Below are 23,006 nucleotides of genomic sequence, written 5' to 3' on the forward strand. Positions count from 1 at the left end.
CGAAGGTTTATCAGCGGTGGACAAGCATCGTCAACGATGACTCAAACCCCTTGTGGGCTGCGGGAATGCGATGAGGCCCCGCACCGGGGAGCCGGTGCGGGGCCTCATTGGTCTACTCCTGTGACGCCTTACTGCTGAGGGGCTGGCGGAGGCTGCGGAGGCGTCTGCTGAGCCTGCTGCGGCCAACCCGGGGGCGGTACTGGAGCGTTCGGATCCACGGGCGGCTGCGGTTGCGGCTGCGCGGGCTGAGGCTGCGCCGGGGGCTGCTGCCAGCCCTGGGGCGCGCCGGGCTGCTCGTGCTGCTGCGGCGGGTAGGGCTGGGGGTGACCCGGCGCCTGCGGATACGGCTGCGGCTGCTGGGGCTGCGGGTACGGCTGGGGGGCGTACGGCTGACCCTGCTGCTGCGGCGGGTACGGCTGCTGCCCGGGCATCGGCTGACCGGGCGCGGCCTGACCCGGCATCGGCTGGCCCGGCATGGGCTGACCGGGTGCGGGCTGACCGGGCATGGGCTGACCGGGCATGGGCTGCGGGGCGTACGGCTGCTGCTGACCGGGCATCGGCTGACCGGGCACGGGCTGGCCCGGCATCGGCTGCCCGGGCATCTGCTGGCCCGGGACCGGCGGGGCCATCTGCGGCGGTACGCCGCCGCCCTGGCCGCCGTCACCGGTCCACAGCCCCTGGACGTGCTGCGCACGCGCGAAGTCCTCGGCCACCATCGCGGAGAGGTGGAAGTACGCCTCGCGGGTCTTCGGCCGCATCATGTCGAGGTCGACCTCGGCACCGGCCGACAGGTGCTCGTCGAACGGTACGACGACGACGCCCCGGCAGCGCGTCTGGAAGTGCTGCACGATGTCGTCGACCTTGATCATCTTGCCGGTCTCGCGGACCCCGGAGATGACGGTGATCGAACGCTGCACCAGGTCCGCGTACCCGTGCGCCGAGAGCCAGTCCAGCGTGGTCGAGGCGCTGGAGGCGCCGTCGACGGAGGGCGTGGAGATGATGATGAGCTGGTCGGCGAGGTCGAGCACACCGCGCATGGCGCTGTAGAGCAGACCCGTACCGGAGTCGGTCAGGATGATCGGGTACTGCTTGCCCAGGACGTCGATCGCCCGCCGGTAGTCCTCGTCGTTGAACGTCGTCGAGACGGCCGGGTCCACGTCGTTGGCGAGGATCTCCAGACCGGAGGGCGCCTGCGAGGTGAAGCGGCGGATGTCCATGTACGAGTGCAGGTACGGGATCGCCTGCACGAGGTCACGGATGGTCGCCCCGGTCTCGCGCCGCACCCGGCGGCCGAGCGTGCCGGCGTCGGGGTTGGCGTCGATGGCGAGGATCTTGTCCTGCCGCTCGGTGGCCAGGGTCGCGCCGAGCGCGGTGGTCGTCGTGGTCTTGCCGACACCGCCCTTGAGGGAGATGACCGCGATCCGGTAGCAGGACAGGACGGGCGTACGGATCAGGTCGAGCTTCCGCTGCCGCTCGGCCTCCTCGCGCTTGCCGCCGAGCTTGAAACGGGCGGAGGGGCTGGGGTTCCGGCTCGACTTGGCCTTCTGCTTGTTGTTGCGCAGCAGCCGGTCGGAGGACAGCTCGACGGCGGCGGTGTAGCCGAGCGGAGCACCCGGCACGGACCGCTCACGCTGGTCGTGCGCGACGGGCGTGGGCCACCCAGCACCACTCCGCGGATCGACGGGCGCCCCGGCCTGCGGGTCGTACGGAGCCTGCTGCGCGGGCGCCTCGCCCTGCTGCGGGAAGCCGTAACCGCCCTGGGGCTGGGGCTGCGCTTGTGCCTGCGGGGGTGTGGGCTGGCCGGGCTGGGGAAAGCCGTAGCCGCCCTGCGGGGCAGCTGCGTCGGCGGCCTGCGGCGGGATGGGCTGCGGCAGGGGCTGCTGGCCGGGCTGCGGGAATCCGTACCCGCCCTGTGCCTGCGCCTGTGCCTGCGGGGGCACGGGAGCGGGCAGGGGGTGGCCGGGCTGGCCGGGCTGGGGGAAGCCGTAACCCCCCTGCGGCGCAGGCGCGTCGGCCGCCTGGGGCGGGATGGGCTGCGGCAGGGGCTGCTGGCCCGGCTGCGGGAACCCGTAACCGCCCTGTGCCTGCGGCGGTACGGGAGTGGGCAGCGGCTGCGGAAGGCCGGGCTGCGGCTGGGGCTGGCCCGGCTGCGGGAAGCCGTAACCGCCCTGCGGCGCAGGGGCGTCGGCGGCCTGCGGCGGGATGGGCTGCGGCAGGGGCTGCTGCCCGGGCTGCGGGAATCCGTACCCGCCCTGTGCCTGCGGGGGTACGGGAGTCGGCTGCGCCGGCCAGCCGGGGGGCTGCGGCATGGCCGGGGGCGGCGGCGACGGCTGCTCGCCCGACGGCGCCTGGGCGGGCCAGTTCGGTACGGCCGGGGGAGCCGCCGGCTGGAACGACGGCGGCAGCGGGGGCAGTCCGTCGGTGCCCTGCGGGGCGACGGGGTCTGCCGGCACCGCGGCCGGCGGCACGGCCGCCGGGGGAGCGTCCTGCGGCTCGGCGTCGGCGGGCGCCGCGACGACGGCCGCGTCGGCCGGTTCGGGCTCCTGGGCCTCGGACGCGGGCGCGCTCGGCCGGACGTCCTCGTCCGACGGTTCGTCCGACTGCGGAGCCTCGTCCGCGGGGGCCGGGGCCGGAACGGGGGTGGGCAGCGCGAGCGCGTAACCGCTGTCCGGCTGCGGGGTCTCGTCGGCGGGCGACGGCGCGGCAGGCGCGGCGTCCTCGGGAGCGGGCGTCCCGGACGGCTCCGTGCCGGGCGTCGACGCGTCGGCGGCCGCGGCGCGCTCGGCGATCTCCGCCATCTCGCGCTTGAGCGCGGCGGACGAGAAACGCATCGTCGCGCCGCTCTCCACGTCACCGCCGCCGAACGACTCGGCTTCAACGGGTTCGTGGGAAGCGACCGGAGCGACCGGAGCGGCGGGAGCCGGGGTGGCGGCAGCGCTCGGCTGCACAGGACCGGGCGGAGCCGGCTGCACAGGACCGGGCTGAACGGCACCCGGCTGCACGGCACCGGGCTGAACGGCACCCGGCTGCACGGCACCGGGCTGCACGGCACCCGGCTGAACCGGCCCAGGCTGAACCGCGCCCGGCTGCACCGGCCCAGGCTGACCAGGAGCCACGGGCTGGCCAGGGGCCACGGGCTGACCCGGAGCCGCCGGCTGGCCGGGCGGCGTCGGCTGAACCGCCCCCGGCGCGGGCGGAACCGGCGCAGGCAGCGGCACCGGAAGCGGGGGAACCGGCGCCGGCAGCGGCACCGGAAGCGGCGGAACCGGGGCGGGCGGGGGCACGTTGGGCTCGAAGCCGCTGCCCGCCGGGAGCCCCGGGACGGCAACAGGCGCACCACTCGGCGGTGGCGGCGGCGTCGCGCCACCCGCACCACCGCTTCCCCCCGCGTTCTGCGTGTACCAGGCAGGCGGGGTGTAGTCGATGGTGAACTCACCCGTCATCTCGGCGGGATCCGCGTCGGACTGATCATCGGCGGGTGGATTCCAACCCCCGTGGATCTCGTCCCGATCGCCGTTCACTATTGCCTCCTGGTGTGGTCGCGCACCCTTGTGCTGTCGTGGGCGGGCCCTCCCACCCTAATCGCCAACCGTGTGTGGCGGGCAGGCCCGATCGCCCGTACCCGCCTGTCCCGTAGGTCACGTATCGCCCCCAAGTGACCTGCGTGCACCGCAGAGTGAACTCCACAGCGCCACGGGGCGCTCCAAAAACGTACAAAAACGGACGGAATTGATGGCTCCGACCGGTCAGTCCATCCGGCGCGCGCTGCCCAACAATCCGGTCTCGGCCTCTGTGGCCTGAGTCATGACGAACTGGCGGTCACCCGGCGTACACCACAACGTCACCCCGTCGGCGAGCGTCGACAACGCCTCCGCCGCCGCGCCCGGCAGGCCCATGATCCGGCCGATCTGCGTGGCCTCGTCCGGCGAGACTCGCTGGATCCCCACGAGGGCGGACTTCTCCAGCAGGCGGGGCGCCACGGGGCTCAAGTACGGCAGCAGGGTCACCACCGACTGCCAGGGCCCCGACACGACCCGGCCGCGCGGCGGACGCATGCCGCAGTCCCGCACCACGACCACCGGGCTGCCGGCCGACGCGCCCTGCGGCGGGACCCGGCCGACGTCGTGCAGCGTGATGCAGGGCTGACCCCCGCCCGCGGCCTGCGCGAGCGTCGTCCAGACCTGGGCCCGCCCGGTCTCCACGGCGACCCGCGCACCCGTCGCGGCCGCCCGCAGCGCGATCACCTGGGCCGTCCACAGGCCGCCGATGAGCGTGACGTCGTACGGGGTGGGCCGGTTGATGCCCAGGACGGCGGGCCGGCCCTCGGCGTCCACGCCGATGACCATGCCGTCGTCGCCGACGGGCACGCTCAACGCGCCGAGCTGCTCCAGCGGTACGGAGTGCCGGTCGCGGCGCGGCCCGATGAGCCCGAAACCGAACCGGGGCCGTCCACCCCGCCCCGTACCCCTACGGGACCTCCCGGCGGACCGCTCACGCGCCCCGCCGGCGTCACCGCCATTACCGACACCACCGACACCACCGACAGGCACCTGGGAAGAGGACATCAGCGCGCACCCCCGAGCGGCAGCGAGGCCAGCATGCCCGGCACCTGTTCGCGGTCGAGCCGCACCAGACCCGTCTTCACCCCGCGCGCCGCACGCTCCAGTTCGTGCCGCGCCGCCACCAGCTCCTCGTCGCTGCGCCCGGTGATCCGTACGTGTCCGGTCACCGTCGCCTCCTGGCGGTCGCCGCCGCTCAGCGTCAGGCTGAACGTCGTCGCGAGCGCGGGCAGCGAGGTCAGCAGCGCGATCAGCTGCGGCATCGACGCGCCGGGACCGCCCGCGCCGCCGAGGTGCGGCCAGCGCCCCACCCAGTACGTCGTGTGCCGGCGGTCGTCGACCCGCCAGGTCCGCGCGGTCTCCTGGCTCCGCCGCGCCTGCGCCTGGCCGCGCCCCGCCTGCGTGATGGCCGCGGGGCTCGCGCAGGTCGAGGTGGCCAGCGCGGCGGTCAGCTCCTGCTCCGTCAGCACGGTCGCCCGGAACCCGGCGCCCGCGAGGCGGCTCGCCAGCTGGTCCGCCGACCGGACCACGCACTTCTGCGCGCCCTCCAGACCGCCACCGCGCGCGGCGACGGCCTCCGGGCACAGCTCCGGGTCCAGCTTCAGCGCGACCCAGGTCACCCGTACCGCCGGAGAACCCGTCTGCGCCTGCAGTGGGCCGTAGTTGCGCGCGGCCATCGACTGCGCGGGCAGATGCGGGGCGGGCGCGGGCTGGGTGTGCTGGACGATCTGCGCGGACTCGAGGCGGATCCCGTCCACGTCGAGGACGTCACGGACGAGCGCGACCGGCAGTGGCCGCGCCGAACGGTCCGGGCGCAGCGCCGTGGCCTCCGCATCGACCCGTACGACGACCGTGAGGAACGTACCGTCGCCGATCATCCCGACCGGACGGCGGTCCCGGTCGCTGTACGCGTACGTGCGCAGCGCCGGATCGCACTCCACGACCGGGGCGAGCCCCGGCTCCGTACCCTCCGGGACGACGAAGGAGGCAGCCCGGCGCGTCCGCGCGCGCAGCGTCAGGAACGTACCGAGCCACTCCGGCATCGAGCGCCGGTGCCGGCGCACCACCGCGAGCAGGACCAGCACCGCGGCGAGAAGTCCGGCCGGGACCAGGAGCATCGGTTCGACGACCCACGCCACGAGCAGCAGAGCGGCCGCGCCCTCGATCAATACGAGTTGTTGCAATCGGAATGATCCGAAGTGTCCCGGGCGCGCCTGAAGGCGGGGCGAGACGGCGGACGGCGCACCGGCGGCGGGAGGTGTGGCGGAACGGGAGGAGGGCGCGGGCGCCGCGGACCGCGGTCGCGTCCGCGTCGCGGATGCCATCATGGAGAATCCCCCCAAATTCGTCCCGATCACCCTGGCGCGCCAGTGCTTTGGCGGCCGGATCACCCTACCCGCCCCCCGGACGCCGGGGGACAGCAGGCATAGTAGGGGGCCGGTCCGACAGCCGGAGCCCGGGTGTGAAGCCCCCCGAAGGCACCGGTGAAGACTGCGCCTGACGAAAAATGGGGACTCATGGCATCACGGCGGGATGAGCTCAACGCGTACACCTTTGCGAAGAAGCGCACGGTGGCCGCATTCCTCCAACCTTCTCCCTCCGGTACGGAGGAAGGGGCGCCGAGGCCGTTGCGCGCGGTCGTGCCCGGGCTCATCGTCGGCGCGCTCGTCCTGGCCGGTTTCGGCGCCTGGGGCATGTTCAGCCCCAAGGCCCCCAAGGGCTGGGACAAGCCGGGGACCAAGGTGATCGTCGGCAAGCAGTCGACGACCCGGTACGTGGTGCTCACCACCGGCAAGGGCAAGGACAGCAAGACCCTGCTCCACCCCGTCCTGAACCTCGCCTCCGCGCGCCTCCTCCTCACCCCCCAGTCCTTCTCGGTCATCCAGGTCGCCGACGAGGTCCTGGACGGCGGCAACCCGCCCCGCGGCCCGATCCTCGGCATCCCGTACGCGCCGGACCGGCTCCCCTCCCCGGGCGACGCCGGCACCGCGAAGCGGTGGGCGGTCTGCGAACAGCCGGGCGGAGGCAAGGGAAGCAGCGTCCAGAAGGCCACGTTCGTCTTCGCACAGCGGGACTTCCACCGCACCGAGGGCACGGGGCAGCTCAAGGACGGACAGGTCATGTACGTCAAGGGGCAGAAGGGCAGCGCCCGCTACCTCGTCGACCACCGGGGTACGAAGTACCCGATCCCTGGCGCGCCCGACGAGTCCGCGGGACTCACCACCGCCCTCGTCGGCCTCAACAAGGAGCCGCAGCAGGTCACCGACGACTGGCTGGCCACCCTGCACACCGGCAGCCCCATCGCGTTCCCGCAGATCCCGGGCCAGGTCGGCACGGACGCCGGCGTCGGCGGCGGCCTCAGCCAGACCGAGGACCGGGTCGGCATGGTCCTGCTCGCCCAGACCGGTTCGGGGCCGCAGCACTACGTCGTCCTGCCGGGCAAGGTCCAGCCGGTCTCCGAGTTCACGGCCTGGCTGCTCATCAACTCCCCGCAGACCGACCCCCTCGACATGGACGGCCGGGTCACCACCGTCGACGCGGCCTCCTTCACCCCGGACGCCACCACCTTCGGCACCCAGTACCGCTGGCCGACCCGCAAGTCGCAGCAGGTCAACGCCGCGACGGGCGACGGTGCCCGGGACACCATCTGCAGCGTCCTCAACAGCGTCGACGACAAGGGCGCCACCACCCTCACCACCTGGGCGGGTACGAAGTACCCGGCGGAGATCACGGCCGGCGGCACCAGCACGTACGTCACGCCCGGCAGCGGCCTGCTCTACACCCAGGTCCAGGGCAACCAGACCAAGCCCGACGGCTCGCTCTTCCTCGTCACGGACACCGGACTGCGGTACGCGGTCCAGGCGAACGGGGACAGCGACGCGGCCCGCTCCGACATCGGCAGCGGCGACGGGACCAAGCAGCCGACGGACGGCCGCCCGGAACCGAGCGAGGCGCAGACTCGTCTCGGCTACGAGAAGGTGACCCCGGTCCTCGTGCCGATCGCGTGGTCGGAGTTCCTGTCGAAGGGCCCGAGGCTGGACACCAACAGCGCGCGCCAGCCGCAGGGTTCGTAAGGGCGATGACGATGTCGACGCACACGAAGACGCACGGGAAGGCGGCGGCCGCACTGGCGGCGGCAACGCTGACGACGGCGCTACTGGCGACACCTCAGGCGGTTGCCCAGCCCGCCCTGGTCCTGGACGGCAGCGGCGAGTGCACGTTCCCGATGAAGAAGCAGATCGAGGGCATCCCCTGGTCGCTCCAGCGGGTTCTCCTCGACGAACTCTGGCAGGACACGAAGGGCAAGGGGGTCCGGGTCGCGGTCATCGACACGGGCGTCGACGACGTCAACCCGCAGCTGAAGACGGCGGTGGACGCCAAGGCGGGCAAGGACTACCTCAAGCCGGACAAGGACAACCCCGGCGGAGGCGACGACAAGCGCGGCAAGACGGACGGCACGGTCGACGAGGTCGGCCACGGCACGAAGGTGGCGGGCATCATCGCCGCCCGCCCCCGGGCCGGCACGGGCTTCGTCGGGTTGGCCCCCGAGGCCACGATCATCCCGATCCGCCAGAACGACGAGAAGAACAGCGGCAAGTCCGACACGATGGCCCAGGCGATCGACCACGCGGTCGACAAGGGCGCCGACGTCATCAACATCTCGCAGGACACCACACAGGCCCTGAGCCCCGACTCGGCCATGGGCAAGGCCGTGGCCCGCGCCCTGGCGCAGGACGTCGTGGTGGTCGCCTCGGCGGGCAACGACGGCATGGACGGCAAGCTCAAGAACACGTACCCGGCGGCCTTCCCGGGCGTCCTCGCGGTGGCGTCCTCGGACCGCAACAACGAGCGGGCGGAGTTCTCGCAGTCGGGCACGTTCGTGGGCGTCGCGGCGCCGGGCGTCGACATGGTCTCCACGGTCCCGGGCGGCGGGCAGTGCGTCGACAACGGCACGAGCTTCTCGGCCCCGTACGTCTCGGGAGTGGCGGCGCTCCTGCGCGCGAAACACCCCAAGTGGAGCCCGGCCCAGATCGTGGCCCGTATCGAACAGACGGCGGTACGGTCCGTCAACGGCCGCGACAACCACGTGGGCTGGGGCGTGGTCGACCCGGTACGGGCCCTCGCCGACGCCCCCGAACCGGCCCCGACGGCCCCGGTCCCCGACCCGGCCCCACCGAAGCCCCCGGCACCGGAACCGGCGCACCTGGCGCTGACGGAGACGTCCCAGGAACGCGCGGAGCGCATCGGCACGTACGCCCTGGGTGTGGGCGTCGTCCTGGTGGCGGTGGTCGCGGGCACGGCGACGGTGATCAGGGACAGCCGACGACGGCGTCGGAGGGCGGCCGGATGAGCCGCGTCAACGATACGACTTTGCAATTGGAACTGTCGTACCAAATGGCTAGAGTGGTGGACGAGTTCAAGAGCCTGACGAGGGGGCACTGAGGTGGACGGGCCGACCGGGGGCGGCAACAAGGGGCTGGAAGTCGGAGAGGTGACTCTCCAGAGCTTCTACTCACGCATGCAGAAGCTCGTCGAGGAACTGCAGGGCTCGCCCGCCGAGCACACGAAGATCGGCGAGCAGAAGGTCACGGCCGCGTCGTACGGCACGGGCTTCACTGCTGCGACGGAACTGCACAGTGCATACGAAAAGGTACGCACCCGCCTCGAAGAGCTCACCAGAACGTTCGGCGAGACGATCGAAGGCATGGGCCTCGCGGCCACGATCGCCGACAAGGGCTACACGGGCGTGGACGAGGAGGAGCGCGAGCGGTACGCGGCGATCCGGAAGCGCACCAAGGAAGAGTACGAAGAGCGTCACGGCGAGGGCGGGCAGACGGGCGGCGACGGCAAGACAGAACCGCAGCAGCCCGCCAAGGGCACGGGCGACACCGGCGATTCCGGCGGATTCAGCTAACGGGGGTTGGAAGAGATGGCAGGAGAGTTCGAGGGGAAGTCCCTGGACGCCCTGTACGCGATGATCGCGTCCGCCAAGCCGGAGGAAATCACCACCACCGGCTCGGCGCTGGCGGCGGCGGTACCGAAGATCCTGGAGATCGCCGGCGACCTCCGCCTGTACATCAGCCGCGTCCAGTGGGAGGGCGAGGGCGGCAACGCCTTCCGCACCTGGGGCTCGGGCGTGGTCTCCGAGACCCTGGTCCTCGGCGACTTCACCAAGGTCGTCGCGGACGAGATGCAACGCGCGGGCCAGGCCCTCTCCGAGGCGAAGGCCGCGGTCCCGAAGCCGGCGGGCATGTGCTTCGCGGACCCGGAGAAGGAGAAGGCCCGCATCGAGTCGGAGACGGGCCCGAAGCTCCAGGAGGCGATCCACCAGCTGGAGCGGCTGTCGTCGTACTACGACTCGACGCGGGAGCGGATGGGGGCGGAGCGGGAGCCGGAGTTCAAGCCCATTGGCCTTGGCGTCGAAGGAAACGAACGCGCCTATGGGACGGGGACGACCGGTTCCGGGACGAGCTACGCGGCTACTTCAGGACGAGGCCCCAACGATGTCGATGGGTCGTCGTCCCGCATGCCTGGTGAAGCGACCCCGAGTCGTCCGAACCCGGATGTCACCCTGCCTCCGCGGCCGCGGCCTTCGGAGGCGGACGTGAACACGAACCTCGACTCCGTGACCATCACGCCGGAGGCTCCGCCTCGTACACCCGCGCAGCCGCCCACCACGCCGCCGGTGACGACGGTCGGCCCGCCGACTCCTCCGTTGCCGCCTCTCGCTCCGCCGGTCGGCCCCCAGCCGACGGTCGGCCCGCCTCGCGCGAACCCGGGGCTCCCGGGCCCCGCGAACGGTGGCCTGAAGGGCCCCAGCCCCCTTGGCATCCCACCCCGCGCGGAGGGCATCACCGGCGGCCGTCAGGTACCCGGTCGGACCGGCCTGCCGGGCCAAGGGCCTCGTCTTCCGATGGGCCCCGTCATCGGCGAGGAGCGTGCCGGCCAGTACGGCCGTGGTGGTGCGGGCATGCACGGCCCTGGCGCCGGCATGCACGGCGCGCCGGGCGGAAACACGGGCGGTGCGGCAGGCCGACGGCTGGCCATGCAACCGGGCGGAACCGTCGGGAGCCCGACCGGGTCCGGCGGGCGGGCGTTCACTCCTGGTGGCACCGGCCTCGTCCGTCCTAACGCGTCCGAGCGGGGCGAGGACGAGCGCCACACAACCCGCTCCCGCCCCGACTATCTGACCGAGGACGAGGAGACGTGGGCCCCGGGCCAGCGTCAGATCGTCCCACCCGTCATCGACTAGGAGTCCTTCGTACATGTCCCCGCTTGCTCGTGCGTTTCGCAGCCGCGCGGTCGGCCTGCTCGGCGCCATGACCGCCATCGTCGCGACGTGGACCGTCGCGGCGCCGGCCGCGCAGGCGGAAGACATGCGCGGGCGTCAGTGGTACCTGGACGCGATGAAGGCCGACGAATTGTGGAAGGTGGCCACAGGCAAGGGAATGACCGTCGCCGTGCTCGACACCGGAGTGGACTCGACGGTGTCGGAGCTACGCGGAAAGGTCCTCCCTGGCAGGAACTTCTACGACGCCGGTGGAGGCACTGGGCGCACGGACGATGGAGACACCGAGCGCCACGGTACGAACATGGCCATTGCCATCGCCGGTAGCGGGTCCAACGGCGGCGTGAAGGGGATCGCACCGGACGCCAAGATCCTTCCGGTAAAGGTGGGTGAGCGCGCCACGTTCGGTTTGGTGCAGCACACCACGAAGGCCATTCGCTATGCCGTGGACAGTGGCGCACGCGTGATCAACATCTCCATGGTCAGCGTAGCCAGCGAAGCCGAAGTAGCTGAGTGGCAATCGGCTGTGGACTACGCGACCAGCAAGAACTCCTTGATCTTCGCGGGAGCCGGAAACGACGGGCGCGAGAGCATTGAGTACCCCGCCGCCATCCCCGGAGTCGTAGCCGTCGGCGCACTCGACACCAAGGGCAAGGTCGCCAAGTTCTCCAACTACGGCTCCCACCTGGCCCTGGCGGCCCCGGGCGTCGAGATCCCCGGTCGCTGCACCAACGACAAGTCGCAGTACTGCGCCCACGAGGGAACAAGCCAAGCCACCGCCCTAGCCTCCGGCACCGCCGCCCTCATCTGGTCCGCGCACCCCGACTGGACCGCCAACCAGGTGCTCCGGGTCATGATGGAGACCGCCGGTCACGTCGGTGAGGTGCCGAGCAAGTACATCGGGTACGGCTCCATCCGGCCCGCCCAGGTCCTCCTCGAGGGCAAGGGCAACCCGGGCGACCCCGACGTCAACCCGCTGCTCGCCGCTCAGAAGCAGCAGCAAGGCGCGTCGCAGTCGCCCGCACCTCAGACTTCCCCCTCTCCTGACAGCACGGGGGCAAGCGGCACCAACGGGCCGAACCAGGAATCGAAGAACCCTGAGTCCGCGGCCCGGCCCGACGAGGGCGGGTTCCCGCTCTGGGGCATCGCCGTGAGTGCCGTCGCGGTCGTCGCCGTCGTCATCGGCGTCGTCGTGGCGGCAGGCAGACGCAACAGGAGAGCGTAGCCAGAGCTGAGCTACGCGAACGCGCAACGAGCACGAGCACTTCCCGACAACGAGGAGCGTCAGATGACCAGCCCCGCAGGTGGGTTCGGGCTTGCCGAGGATCCGGTAACCCAGGCCAAGAACAAGATCATGCAGACCGGTGAAGAGGTCTCCAAGCAGGCCCGAGAGATGGCGAACATCCTCGAAACGGTCCACGCGGGCTGGACGGGTGCCGGTGCGGCCGGCTTCAAGACGGCGCAGTCGCTCCTCAACGAGGACCACGACACCATCCGCCGGCTGCTCAACGTGCTGCTCACGGCGGTCAACGAGACCAAGAACCTGAGCGCGGCGAACGACTTCGAGGTGTTCCAGACCCTCAAGGCCAACAACTCCGCGCTGAACAACATCTGAGCCCGAGGAGAGCACGATGTCCGGCATCGACCAGAACACCAAGGTCCGGTACGAGAGCGTCCAGGAGATGGCGAACCGTCTCCGGGTCGTCTCCTCGAACATCATCAAGGACCTCGAAGAGATGAACGCAGCCCTCCGGGTCGTCACCGACACCTGGGACGGTGAGGCCCACGCGGAGTACGTGATCCTCCAGGGCAAGTACAAGAAGCGCGCCACGGACATGAAGGAACGGCTCGAGCTCGTCGCCAAGCAGATCGAGCAGGGCAAGGACAGCTACCGCGGCACGGACATCAAGGCGTCGCGCCTGTTCACCGAGGGGTACTGACACCAGTCAGCCCCCCGCGCACAGCAGAAGGGCCCGTTCCTCCCGGAACGGGCCCTTCGCATACACGCGTCGCGACCTACGTCAGGTCGAACTCGCCGTCCTTCGCGCCCAGGACGAACGCCGTCCACTCCGCCTCCGTGTAGCGCAGGACGGTGTCGGGGTCGAGGGAGGACCGCATCGCCACGGCTCCGCCCGGCAGGTGGGCGATCTCCACGCGCTCCTCGTCGGGGCTCGTGCCGGGGGCGCCCTGCCATTCGACGTCGCTGATGTCGAGCGCGTACAGCGCGTCCTTCTCCTGCTGAGTGCCCATCAGTCTCTGCTCCTTAGTGCGGGTGGAACGTCGTCGCAGCTCCATGATCGGGGGCCGGACAGCTCCCTGTCAGACGGAACCGTGAGATTCACTTCGCCTGTGAGGCGAAGGTCCGGGCCAGCTCCAGGACCTGCTCGGGCTTCAGCGCGCTCTTGTCGTTCTCGCCGACGGTCACCAGCAGCGCCACGTCACCTTTGCCACCGGAGTCGAACCGGACGCTCACCACGTTCCCGCCCTTGCTGGCCACGGGCTCGCCGGGCTTCGCGTCGGCGGCCTTCGTACCGAACGCCTTCACGTCCTCGACGGACATGTCGCCGGCGAGCTGGGCGGTGGGCAGGAGGTAGTTGGTCGCGCTGCCCGCCTCCGTACCGACGGTGTGGAGCGTCAGGCCCTCACCGCCCACGTGGTACGAGCAGGAGATGAGCCCACCCGGCTTCCCGGCCCACCCGGCCTGCGGATCCGTCGTCCTTCTTTCGCTCTCGGCGGTCGCCATCGGCTCGCCCGCCTCGGCGCCTGCCGCGCCGGTCCCGATCCCCTGGCCGACCTCCGCCGCCTCGGCCGCCTTCCCCGCGTCGTACGCGATCGGGCAGGCGTCGGCCCCGTCCTTCCCGACCCCCTCGGCGAGCTCGATCACCCGGTCCACGCTCAGGGAGGCCCCGGCATCCGCCCCACCGCCGCTCCCGCAGCCGGCCAAAGCGGCGACGAGTGCGGCGGCGCTCACGGCGCCCATGGTTACGTGCTTCGCCCGAATCATCAGGAGGTGCTTTCGGTAAGGGGCTTCACGACCGGCTCCTTCGCCAGCGGCTTGTTCTCGCAGCCGAGGACATCCGTGGCCTTGCGTGTCATGTAGTAGAGGAATTCCATCTGCTGATCCTGGGTGCCGTGGTCCTTGACCGTGCCCAGGTTCACGGTGAACGAGGCTTCGGCACGGAGGAGGAACTTCTTCGACCGTGCGTTCAGGTCGCCGGGCATGTCGCACTGGACATAGATGTCCGTACTGACGTCATGGGACTTCCCAGTGGCGCCGGCCCAGCGGTAGCGGCGGGTGTCTGGGTCCTTGTCCGATTCCGCGTCAGCGAGGGGCACCCAGCTGTACTCGATGCTCGCCTGGCCGTTTCCGTGCTGGCCGTTCGGGAAGTACTCGCACTGCCTGAGGGGCTGGGTGATCCGGTTCTCCGGGTACCCGCGCAGATTGATCTGCATCTTCTCGACGAAGTCAGGGGCCCGGTTGCCGATCCGGTCCGTGAAGGTTTCCCCCCGGATCACCTGGAGCAGCAGCTCTGCTTCGGTGGATCCGGCAGAGATGTGGCACACGTAGTTGTCAGGGTGTCCTGCCTGCGACGGTGCCTCGCCGGCGCAGGACGTCACGGTGAAGAGGGCAGCAACGGCCAGCAAAGGCCACGAACGGTGCTTTCTCATGATCATCCCAAGTACTTCTTTGCTGCGCCGACTCCCTGGGAGTGGCCCGTGTTCGCCTCGTCCTTCGCGGAATTGAACGGACCGTCGTCCACCTTCTCGCGTTTGCCCCATTCGTCGAACATGAGATTCAGGCCGTCTGTCCCGGACGAGTAGGCGTCGCTCGATTCCTTCCTCGCCTGTTCCTCTGCCACATCCTGCACGTCCTTGACCCAGTCGAACTTCACGGCGTCGATGATCGCGCCACCCGCGGTGCCCACGATGGGAATCTCGCCGATCAGAGCGTTGCCGGCGATGGCCGAGTATTCGCCGGTCTCCTCCGCCCAGTCCGCCTTGTCCTTGCCCTTGTCGATGTACACGTCGGCGCCGATTTCGTTGAGGGCGCCCATCGCAAAGCCGATGTTCTGTGAGCGGTGATTCCATTCGGCGCTCTGTCCATGAACGGGGTCCGTCTTGTGAGGCGGAGCCTCCCCAAGCAGGTGTGCGGAGTAGGCGCGCTCCGCTTCGTACAGCAGGGCGTAGGACGGGCCGTCGTCCGCGATTCCTCGCATGACCCTCACCAGGCTCTCCTGCCCCACCGCGATGTGCGCGTTGTCCTTCGAGCCGAAGATCTCGTCCTTGCCGCTCGCGCCGCCGTACTCCGATTCCTTGCCGTTGAGGATGATGTGCGTGTCCCCCACGTAGTCCGCGAGGGCTCGGGCCATCGGCTGCTGCAGGTTCTTGAGGTCATCCTTGGCCCACTCGGCGCCGCCCTTGTCCTCATCGAGGATCCTGATGGCGTCGTGCATGACCCGGGCCTGTCCCTCGGTGTGCGCGCCGACAGGACCGAGCTTCTCGCCCGGCTCGTGGCCCGTCGCCGCTGCCTGAATGGCGTTGCCGAGGCCCATGGCCTTGGAGGGGTCGTCCATGAACTGGGGAGGCCCATAGATGTTGTTCAAGCCCTCCTTCGGCCACTCGCGATCCGTAAGGAGGAACTTCAGGTGCTCGTTCTCGTTCCCCGGAGCCTTGGGGTCGAGGAAGTACTCGGCGTCCGCAGGGTCCTTGCTCATGATGTTGAGCAGGCCGTCCAGCGGGTCGGCAGCGATGTTGGGACGCAGGACGTCCCTGAAGTGCTGCCATTCGTTGGGGTTCTTCTTCTCGAGCTCGATCATGTCGTGACCGAGCTCGTTGAGAAACTCCTTGCCGAACCCGTCCGCGTTCCCCTGGTTCATGAGGGTGACGAGAACCTGGTACCCCTGTGTCGGGACATTGTCGCCCATAGGGCCGGTGTCGTCGGTGACGACAGTGCCGCCAAGGCGCTTCAGACCGTCCACGAACGGTCGGTACGCGTAGCTGTTCGGATCCTTCGTCCCCGACGCGATCGTGTCGGCGAGGCCGGTGCTGATGGAGTTGTAGAACTTCTTGTCCGCGTCCGAGACACCCCGCTCGTTCGCCGCCAGATTCATTCTGTCGGCGATCGTCAGAGCGGCGTCAGCGCCGAGCGCATGCAGGTACGCCTCGCTGAAGTGCTTGTCCTTGGAGTTCTTCTCCAGAATCTCGCGGTACTGCTCCAGCTCCTTCTTCGAGGCGTCGCCGCTGCGCACCTTCTCCGAGAGAGCCAGCGCCTCCACGGCCTCCACGTCGCCCACGGGCTTGGAGTTGAAGCCGAGCGGCGCCGTGCCGTCCGCGCCCGAGGCGTTGAGCAGCGCGGTCTTGACGTCCTTGTCGAACTCCGTGACCGCGTTGACCGCGTCGTTGATCTTCTTCGTGTACGACTGCTCGACCGACCGCAGATCCGGGTCGTGCCGGATCGTGTAGGCCTCCTTCTCGGTGACCTTGCTGAAGTCGTAACTCGCCACGCCGGACTCGGAGACCTTCATGCCCGCGTCGACCGCCTCCTTCACGGCGGTCGTCACCCGGCTCTTGAGCTCCGTGAGCGTGCTGTGGGCGTCCCGCAGCAGCGACTCCATCGCCTTGGCTTCCTTCTGCGCGGCGTCGAGCTCACCACGGGTGATGCCGAAGTTGGTCGCGCCTATCTGCTGGGCCTGACCGGTCCACAGCGGACCGCCCGACGCGACCTTCTGGACGTCCTTCTCGTAGAGGTCCTCGACCTTCTTGAACTTCTCCGCCATGGTCTTCCAGCCGTCGGCGGCGGTGCTCAGCTTGCCGAGGTCGGTCTGCATGATCTCTTCGTACGTCGGCATCCCGATCCCCCTACAGTCCCGAGATCTTCGACTGCGTCACGAGGCCGTTCCCCGTGACGATGTCGTTGCTCTGGAACAGTGTCGACGCGCCCCGGAGCGCGCCCTTCTCCGATTCCAGGCGCGCGTTCAACCGCTTCACCTGGCTGTCCCAGTGCTCGTGCGCCTTCTTCAGGCCGGCGGCCGTCTCCCAGCCCTTGAACCCCGCGATGGCGCTGCTGGTGGACTCGTCGGCCGCGTCGGCGGCCGTCTTCAGGTCCGGCTGGATGTTGGTCTCGATGCTGTTGGCGGCCTGCTTCTTCTTCGCGGGCGTCGTCGTCAGATCGGGACCGGTGCCCCCGCCGCCCCCGTCCGCGGGGAGCTGGTTGAGGCGCATCGCCGACTGGTTCTCCGCCGCGGTGTTCTTGGCCTGGGCCCACTCGTCGTTGAACGACATTGATTCCCCCTCGCTGGATCAGGGTGTTGTTTGCAGTGCTGAAGTGTTCATGACTGAACTGATCGCGTCCATCGGCGACGACGCCTCGGGCCCCCTCGCGGTTCTCCGCGCGAAGCCGGGCGCCGCTCTCATCGCTCCGGCATCCGCCCCGTCTGCACCAGCGACGAGCCGCCCCGCCGCCCCACGAAGTAGCCGCGCCCCGGCGGCATCGGCCGCGGTCGGGCGGTGCCGAGCAGGTCGCCCTCCTGCGGGTCGCCGGACAGGACCACGCCCTGCGCGCCCAGCTCCTTGATGCGCTGCATGAACGGCTCGTACATCGAGCGCGAGGCACCGGCGCTGTTGCGGGCGATGATGAAGCGGACGCCCGTGTCGCGGGCGAACGGCAGGTACTCGGCGAGCGCGGCCAGCGGGTTGCCGGCGCTCGTCGCCACCAGGTCGTAGTCGTCGACGATGATGAAGACCTGCGGCCCCGACCACCAGCTGCGGTCCCGCAGCTGCTGCGGGGTCACGTCCTGCGGCGGCTGGCGCCGCGCGAAGACGCCGGCCAGCGCCTCCATGTGCATCTGCATCGAGCTCGCCATCGGCGCGTACTCGAGCAGGTGCTCCTCCGGCAGGCTGCCGAGCAGCGCCCGCCGGTAGTCGCCCACGACGAGTTTCGCCTCGTCGGGGGAGTACCGCTCCGCGATCTGCTTGGCCAACAGCCGCAGCAGGTTCGTCTTGCCGGACTCGCTCTCACCGAAGATCAGGAAGAACGGGTCGGTGTCGAAGTTGACGAAGACCGGCTCCAGGCGCGTCTCGTCGATGCCGAACGCGATGCCGTGCTGCGGGAACTCGAAGCCCTTCGGCAGCTGGTCGGCCGGCATCTTGTGCGGCAGCAGCCGGACCGCCGGGGCCACCGGGCCCGTCCAGGAGCCCCGTACGGCCGCGACGAAGTTCTCCGTGCCCACCGAGAGGTCGCTCGACGAGCCGGAGCCGTCGATCCGCGGCAGCGCGGCCATGAAGTGGAGCTTCTCCGGCACCTGACCGCGACCGGGCACGCCGGTGGGGACGTTCGCCGCCACCTTCCGGTCGAACTCGGAGTCCATCACGTCACCCAGGCGCAGCTCCAGACGGCTCAGCATCTGGTCCTTCACCGCCGCGCGGACCTCCATGTACCGGGCGGCCGTGATGACGACGTGGATGCCGTAGCCGAGACCGCGCGCCGCGAGGTCGGAGACGATCCCCTCCAGCATGTCGTACTCGTTGCGGAAACCGCCCCAGCCGTCGATGACCAGGAACACGTCGCCCCAGGGCTCGCCGGGCAGTTCACCCGCGGCCCGCCTGCGCCGGTAGGTGGCGATCGAGTCGATCGAGTGCGCGCGGAAGAACTCCTCGCGCCGGTTCAGGATGCCGAGGACCTCCGCGACCGTACGGCGGACCCGCTCGGGGTCGAGCCGGGACGCGACCCCGCCGACGTGCGGCAGTTCGGCCAGCGACGCCAGACCGCCACCACCGAAGTCGAGGGCGTAGAACTGCACCTCGGCCGGGGTGTGCGTGAGCGCGAACGACGAGATCAGCGTGCGCATCAGCGTCGACTTGCCGGACTGCGGGCCGCCGACCACCATCATGTGGCCCGCCGCGCCGGAGAAGTCCCGGTACAGCACCTCGCGCCGCTGCTCGAACGGCTTGTCGATCAGGCCGAGCGGCACCGTCAGACCGCCGGGACGGGTGTACTCCGTCGCCGTCAGACCGCGGTGCGCGGTCGGCGCGAGCCCCGGAAGCAGCTGGTCCAGTGAGGGCGCCTGGTCCAGCGGCGGCAGCCACACCTGGTGCGCGGGCACGCCCTGGCCCTCGAGCCGGCGCACGATCACGTCGAGGACGGTGTCCGCGAGCGCGTCGTCCTCCTCCTCGCGCCGCGCCGCCAGATACGCCGGGTCGGGCGCCGCGTAGACCACCGGCACCGGCGTCGCGGTGAAGACCGCGGGCCGCCGCTCGATCGGCAGCTGCCCCGCCTCCAGGCGCGGCCCGCCCGTCCGGTACGTCCCCGAGACGTACGCGGCCTTGAACCGGGTCATCTCGTCCGTACCGAACTTCAGATAGCCCGAGCCCGGCACCGACGGCAGGTGGTACGCGTCCGGCACACCGATCGCCGTACGCGACTCGGCCGCCGAGAACGTCCGCAGACCGATCCGGTACGAGAGGTATGTGTCGAGGCCCCGGAGCTTGCCCTCCTCCAGGCGCTGCGAGGCCAGCAGCAGATGCACACCCAGCGAACGGCCGATCCGGCCGATCTGGATGAACATGTCGATGAAGTCCGGCTTCGCCGTCAGCAGCTCGGAGAACTCGTCGATGACCAGGACCAGGGAGGCCAGCGGCTCCAGCGGGGCGCCGGCAGCCCGCGCCTTCTCGTAGTCGTGGATGTTGGCGTAGTTGCCCGCCGAACGCAGCAGCTCCTGACGGCGCTGCAGCTCGCCGCGGATCGCGTCGCCCATGCGGTCGACGAGCGTGAGGTCGTCGGACAGGTTGGTGATGACGGCCGCCACGTGCGGCATCTGGGACATGCCCGCGAACGTCGCGCCGCCCTTGAAGTCCGCGAGGACGAAGTTCAACGTCTCCGAGGAGTGCGTCACCGCCAGACCGAGCACGAGCGTGCGCAGCAGCTCCGACTTGCCGGAACCGGTCGCGCCCACGCACAGACCGTGCGGCCCCATGCCCTCCTGCGCCGCCTCCTTCAGGTCGAGCATGATCGGCCCGCCGTCCTCGCCCACACCGATCGGCACCCGCAGCCGCTCGGCCACCGACCGGGGCCGCCAGGTCCGCGCCACGTCCACCGACGCCGCGTCGCCCAGGTTCAGCAGGTCCGTGAAGTCCAGGTTCGCGAGGAGGGGTTCGTCGTTGTCGCCGCCGCCCATCCGCAGCGGGGCCAGCTGCCGCGCCAGCGCCTCGGCGGCCGGCAGCGAGATCCCGTCCGGCACCCCCTCGTACGCGAAGCCGCCACCCGACTCCAGGCGCAGCCGCCCGGGCCGCACGATCACCGACAGGCCGCCGCGCGGCTCGTCCAGCTCACCCTGGACGACCTCGACGATGGTCACGCCCTGGAGGCCCTCCGGCGCCGCGAAGAGCGAGTCCGGCGGCACCATCCCGCCGTCGAGGACCACGACCACGTGCGGCTGGTCCAGGACCGGCTGGCTGTCCCGGCCGAACCGGGGCCGCCCGTCGAGCCGTGAACGGACCAGCGACTCCAGCTCACCGAGGTCGTCGCCGAACAGCCGTCGCGTGCCCGCCCCGTCGACCTGGCCCGGGACCTGCGTGTGCGGCAGCCACTTCGTCCAGTCCCAGCGCTCCTGCGCGGGCCGGGCCGCCACCACCGCGAGCATCAGGTCGTCGGGGGAGTGCAGCGTCACCAGCTGGGAGACCAGGGCGCGCGCCGCGGCCTGGGCCGCCTCCGGCTCACCGGAGACCGTCACGTGGTAGAAGGCCCGCATCGAGACCGCCATCGGCAGCCCGTCCAACGAGCCGTGCACGGCCAGGAACTGCTGCATCGCGCCCGCGCACAGCGGCTCCAGCTCGTCCACCGGCGCCGTGTCGGGCGCCGCGAGCGGCGTCGCCAGCTGCTGGGCGCCGAGCCCGATCCGTACCTGCGCGAAGTCGCTGTCGCCCACCCGGCGTTCCCACACCCGCGAACCCTCGGCCACCACGGACCACAGCTGCTCGGGAGAGGGGTGCAGATAGAGCTGCGCGTCCCGCTGCTTGCGCGCCGTGCGCCGGACCGTACGCCGGGTCTGCGCGAGGTATTTGAGGTAGTCGCGCCGGACATCCGCCATTTGCCCCTGCGTACCCTTGCGGAACCGCACGAGCTGCGCGATGACCATGCCGACCGTCGAGACGAGCATCAGGATGCCCATGATGCGCATGAACGGATGGGCGCCAGGCATGAAGAAGAAGACCACCGACGAACCCATGCCGAGCATCGGCAGGAGCTGCATCAGCATGCCCTCCTGCTGCCCCCGGGGAAGCTCCGGAGGAGCCTCCAGGACCAGTTCCTCACTGGGTACTTCAGGAGGAAGGGACCTCGGCGGGCGTTTGACGACGATCTGGCTCACCGGCGCATCAATCCCTCGTTACGGGCGGACTTCCCGCGGGAGTTCGCACCGGCGCCCCCGTAGCGACGGCCTCCCCCACGAGACCGCGATCCTACTTGCAGGCACTCCCGCCCGTCCCCGGTAGGGTGGCGCGCGCACCGTGCGCAACCGCGAATCAGGGGGTTCAGAGACGTGAGTACGACCGCAGCGACCGGCTTCTGCCGCGTCACCGTCGTGGCGCCGGACAGCCGTATCGACGTCGCACTCCCCGAGGACATCGCCGTCGCCGACGTCTACCCGGAGATCCTGCGGCTCACTGGCCAGACCCAGGCGCCCGGCACCCCCACCGGCTACCACCTGGTCCGCCGCGACGGCACCGTCCTCGACGGCGCCCGCACCCTCGTCGCCCAGCGTGTCCTCGACGGCGAGGTCCTCTCGCTCCGCCCGTTCGCCCAGTCGCTGCCGCCCGCCGTCTTCGACGACGTCTCCGACGCCGTCGCCTCGGCCGTCACCCGCGACCGCCACCTGTGGAGCGACGACCTGCTGCGCGGCGCCGGACTCGTCGGCGGCGTGCTCCTGCTCGTCCTGATGGGCTTCGTGCTCTGGTTCGCCGACCCGGTCCGCCACGACATGCACAGCCTCCCCGGCGTCGTCGCCGGCGCCGTGGGCGTCCTGCTCACCGCCTTCGCGGGCGTACGGGCCCGGGTCTACTCCGACCGGGCCACCGCCATCGCCCTCGGCCTCGGCGCCCTGCCCCTGCTGCTCATCGCCGGCTCCGGCATCGTCGCCCCCGACGCGGGCCAGGGCCCCGGGCGCCTCCAGTTCCTGCTCGGCTGCGTGACCGTCCTGGTCGCCTCCGTCGCCCTCGTCGCCCTCACCCCCAGCGGCGACGCCCCCTTCGTGGCGGCCACCTTCCTGGCCACCGTCGGCACGATCGCCACCTTCCTGGCGATCGTCACCGAGGCCTCCGCCACCGGGACCGCCGCCGTCTGCGCCCCTGTCGCCATCGGCCTGGTCGCCTTCCTGCCCGGCCTCTCGGCCCGCTTCGCCCGGCTGCCCATCGGCTACGCCTCCCCGCGCAGCGCCGCCGACGACGACTTCCACGCCGAGACCGGCCGCGGCGCCGACGAGGCCCAGGCCGTCGACGGCGAGCGGATCGCGCTCCAGGCCCGGCGCGGCCACGAGATGCTCCTCGGCCTCGTCGGCGGCTGCGCGGCCGTCGTCGTCGGCTCCGCCGCGGTCCTCGGCTTCGCCGGCAACGTCTGGGGCCAGCTCCTCGCCCTCGCCGCAGGCCTTGCGATGCTGCTGCGGGCCCGGCTCTTCCGCTACACCTCGCAGGTCGCCTGCGTCCTGGTGGCAGGACTCGCCGCGATCGCGCTGCTGATCCTCGGCCTCTCCCTGAACCCGCCGGCCGACCTGGTCAAGGACCTGCTGATCCACGGCGACCGCGGCGGCCTGGACATCCGTACGATCTGGCTCACCGCGGCCGTCGCCGCCGGCGCCGCCCTCGTCACCGCCATCGGCCTGATCATCCCGAGGAAGGGGCTCTCGCCCTTCTGGGGCCGCCTCCTCGACCTGACCGAGGGCTTCGTCCTGCTCTCCCTCGTCCCGCTCTGCCTCGCGGTCCTGGACGTCTTCATGGCGGCCCGCTCCCTGACCAGCAAGTAGCCGGGCCCCGAGCGGGCAGGCCCCCCGGAAGGCCCCCTCCGCTCACCTGGTACGCTGTGTGACGGCCGTTTGTGTACGCGCTCCCGGATTCTCTGGGAGCTGCGCTCATCGGACCTTCGCCTCCGAGTCACGGAAGCTCCCCTGAGA

General features: G+C 70.8%; 17 protein-coding genes. 8 read left to right on the top strand and 9 right to left on the bottom strand.

Annotated features, from left to right (window positions below):
- Window positions 1-128: 128 nt before the first annotated feature.
- The 3 genes from ACWCO8_RS32180 to eccE form a co-directional block, all read right to left on the bottom strand.
- A complete protein-coding gene (locus ACWCO8_RS32180; RefSeq protein ID WP_451035184.1) occupies window positions 129-3,521 on the bottom strand; it encodes an SCO5717 family growth-regulating ATPase in 3,393 nt (1,130 codons plus the stop codon).
- A gap of 225 nt (window positions 3,522-3,746) precedes the next feature.
- Window positions 3,747-4,565, bottom strand: coding sequence for a hypothetical protein (locus ACWCO8_RS32185; protein ID WP_451035185.1), 819 nt, complete (start codon window positions 4,563-4,565; stop codon window positions 3,747-3,749).
- Complete coding sequence (gene eccE, locus ACWCO8_RS32190) at window positions 4,565-5,884, bottom strand: type VII secretion protein EccE (protein ID WP_451035207.1); 1,320 nt, start codon at window positions 5,882-5,884, stop codon at window positions 4,565-4,567. Before eccE ends, ACWCO8_RS32185 begins: the two co-directional genes overlap by 1 nt.
- A gap of 192 nt (window positions 5,885-6,076) precedes the next feature.
- Between eccE and eccB the strand changes: the two genes are divergently transcribed.
- From eccB to ACWCO8_RS32225, 7 genes are all read left to right on the top strand, one after another.
- Window positions 6,077-7,633, top strand: a complete 1,557-nt coding sequence (gene eccB, locus ACWCO8_RS32195; RefSeq protein ID WP_451035186.1) for a type VII secretion protein EccB — start codon at window positions 6,077-6,079, stop codon at window positions 7,631-7,633.
- A gap of 11 nt (window positions 7,634-7,644) precedes the next feature.
- Window positions 7,645-8,910, top strand: coding sequence for a type VII secretion-associated serine protease mycosin (gene mycP / locus ACWCO8_RS32200; RefSeq protein WP_451035187.1), 1,266 nt, complete (start codon window positions 7,645-7,647; stop codon window positions 8,908-8,910).
- 93 nt (window positions 8,911-9,003) lie between these two features.
- Window positions 9,004-9,474 carry a hypothetical protein gene (locus ACWCO8_RS32205; protein ID WP_451035188.1) on the top strand — a complete coding sequence of 157 codons (471 nt, stop codon included), beginning with the start codon at window positions 9,004-9,006 and terminating at the stop codon, window positions 9,472-9,474.
- 15 nt (window positions 9,475-9,489) lie between these two features.
- On the top strand, window positions 9,490-10,812 hold the full coding sequence (locus ACWCO8_RS32210; RefSeq protein ID WP_451035189.1) for a hypothetical protein: 1,323 nt from the start codon (window positions 9,490-9,492) through the stop codon (window positions 10,810-10,812).
- 13 nt (window positions 10,813-10,825) lie between these two features.
- On the top strand, window positions 10,826-12,073 hold the full coding sequence (locus ACWCO8_RS32215; RefSeq protein ID WP_451035190.1) for a S8 family peptidase: 1,248 nt from the start codon (window positions 10,826-10,828) through the stop codon (window positions 12,071-12,073).
- 63 nt (window positions 12,074-12,136) lie between these two features.
- Window positions 12,137-12,463 carry a WXG100 family type VII secretion target gene (locus tag ACWCO8_RS32220; RefSeq protein ID WP_362003256.1) on the top strand — a complete coding sequence of 109 codons (327 nt, stop codon included), beginning with the start codon at window positions 12,137-12,139 and terminating at the stop codon, window positions 12,461-12,463.
- A 16-nt stretch (window positions 12,464-12,479) separates the two neighbouring features.
- On the top strand, window positions 12,480-12,788 hold the full coding sequence (locus ACWCO8_RS32225) for a WXG100 family type VII secretion target (protein ID WP_362003254.1): 309 nt from the start codon (window positions 12,480-12,482) through the stop codon (window positions 12,786-12,788).
- Between the two features lie 76 nt (window positions 12,789-12,864).
- Here ACWCO8_RS32225 and ACWCO8_RS32230 read toward each other — a convergent pair whose 3' ends face one another.
- The 6 genes from ACWCO8_RS32230 to eccCa form a co-directional block, all read right to left on the bottom strand.
- Window positions 12,865-13,098 carry a DUF397 domain-containing protein gene (locus tag ACWCO8_RS32230; RefSeq protein WP_362003252.1) on the bottom strand — a complete coding sequence of 78 codons (234 nt, stop codon included), beginning with the start codon at window positions 13,096-13,098 and terminating at the stop codon, window positions 12,865-12,867.
- Window positions 13,099-13,186: 88 nt separating this feature from the next.
- Entirely contained in the window at window positions 13,187-13,819 is a 633-nt protein-coding gene (locus ACWCO8_RS32235; protein WP_451035191.1) for a hypothetical protein, read from the bottom strand.
- A gap of 32 nt (window positions 13,820-13,851) precedes the next feature.
- Window positions 13,852-14,523: a hypothetical protein gene (locus ACWCO8_RS32240; protein ID WP_451035192.1), complete on the bottom strand. Its 672-nt coding sequence runs from the start codon at window positions 14,521-14,523 to the stop codon at window positions 13,852-13,854.
- The gene (locus ACWCO8_RS32245) at window positions 14,520-16,697 is read right to left on the bottom strand and encodes a hypothetical protein (protein ID WP_451035193.1); all 2,178 of its coding nucleotides are present in this window, start codon (window positions 16,695-16,697) and stop codon (window positions 14,520-14,522) included. The genes ACWCO8_RS32240 and ACWCO8_RS32245 overlap by 4 nt, the downstream gene beginning before the upstream one ends.
- A 10-nt stretch (window positions 16,698-16,707) precedes the next feature.
- Window positions 16,708-17,130 carry a hypothetical protein gene (locus ACWCO8_RS32250; RefSeq protein WP_451035194.1) on the bottom strand — a complete coding sequence of 141 codons (423 nt, stop codon included), beginning with the start codon at window positions 17,128-17,130 and terminating at the stop codon, window positions 16,708-16,710.
- Window positions 17,131-17,258: 128 nt separating this feature from the next.
- The gene (gene eccCa / locus ACWCO8_RS32255; RefSeq protein ID WP_451035195.1) at window positions 17,259-21,212 is read right to left on the bottom strand and encodes a type VII secretion protein EccCa; all 3,954 of its coding nucleotides are present in this window, start codon (window positions 21,210-21,212) and stop codon (window positions 17,259-17,261) included.
- 171 nt (window positions 21,213-21,383) lie between these two features.
- On the opposite strand from eccCa, the gene eccD reads away from it, so the two are divergent.
- Window positions 21,384-22,859: a type VII secretion integral membrane protein EccD gene (gene eccD / locus ACWCO8_RS32260; RefSeq protein ID WP_362003241.1), complete on the top strand. Its 1,476-nt coding sequence runs from the start codon at window positions 21,384-21,386 to the stop codon at window positions 22,857-22,859.
- Window positions 22,860-23,006 lie beyond the last annotated feature (147 nt).

The sequence above is a fragment of the Streptomyces sp. NPDC001927 genome (assembly GCF_053594455.1).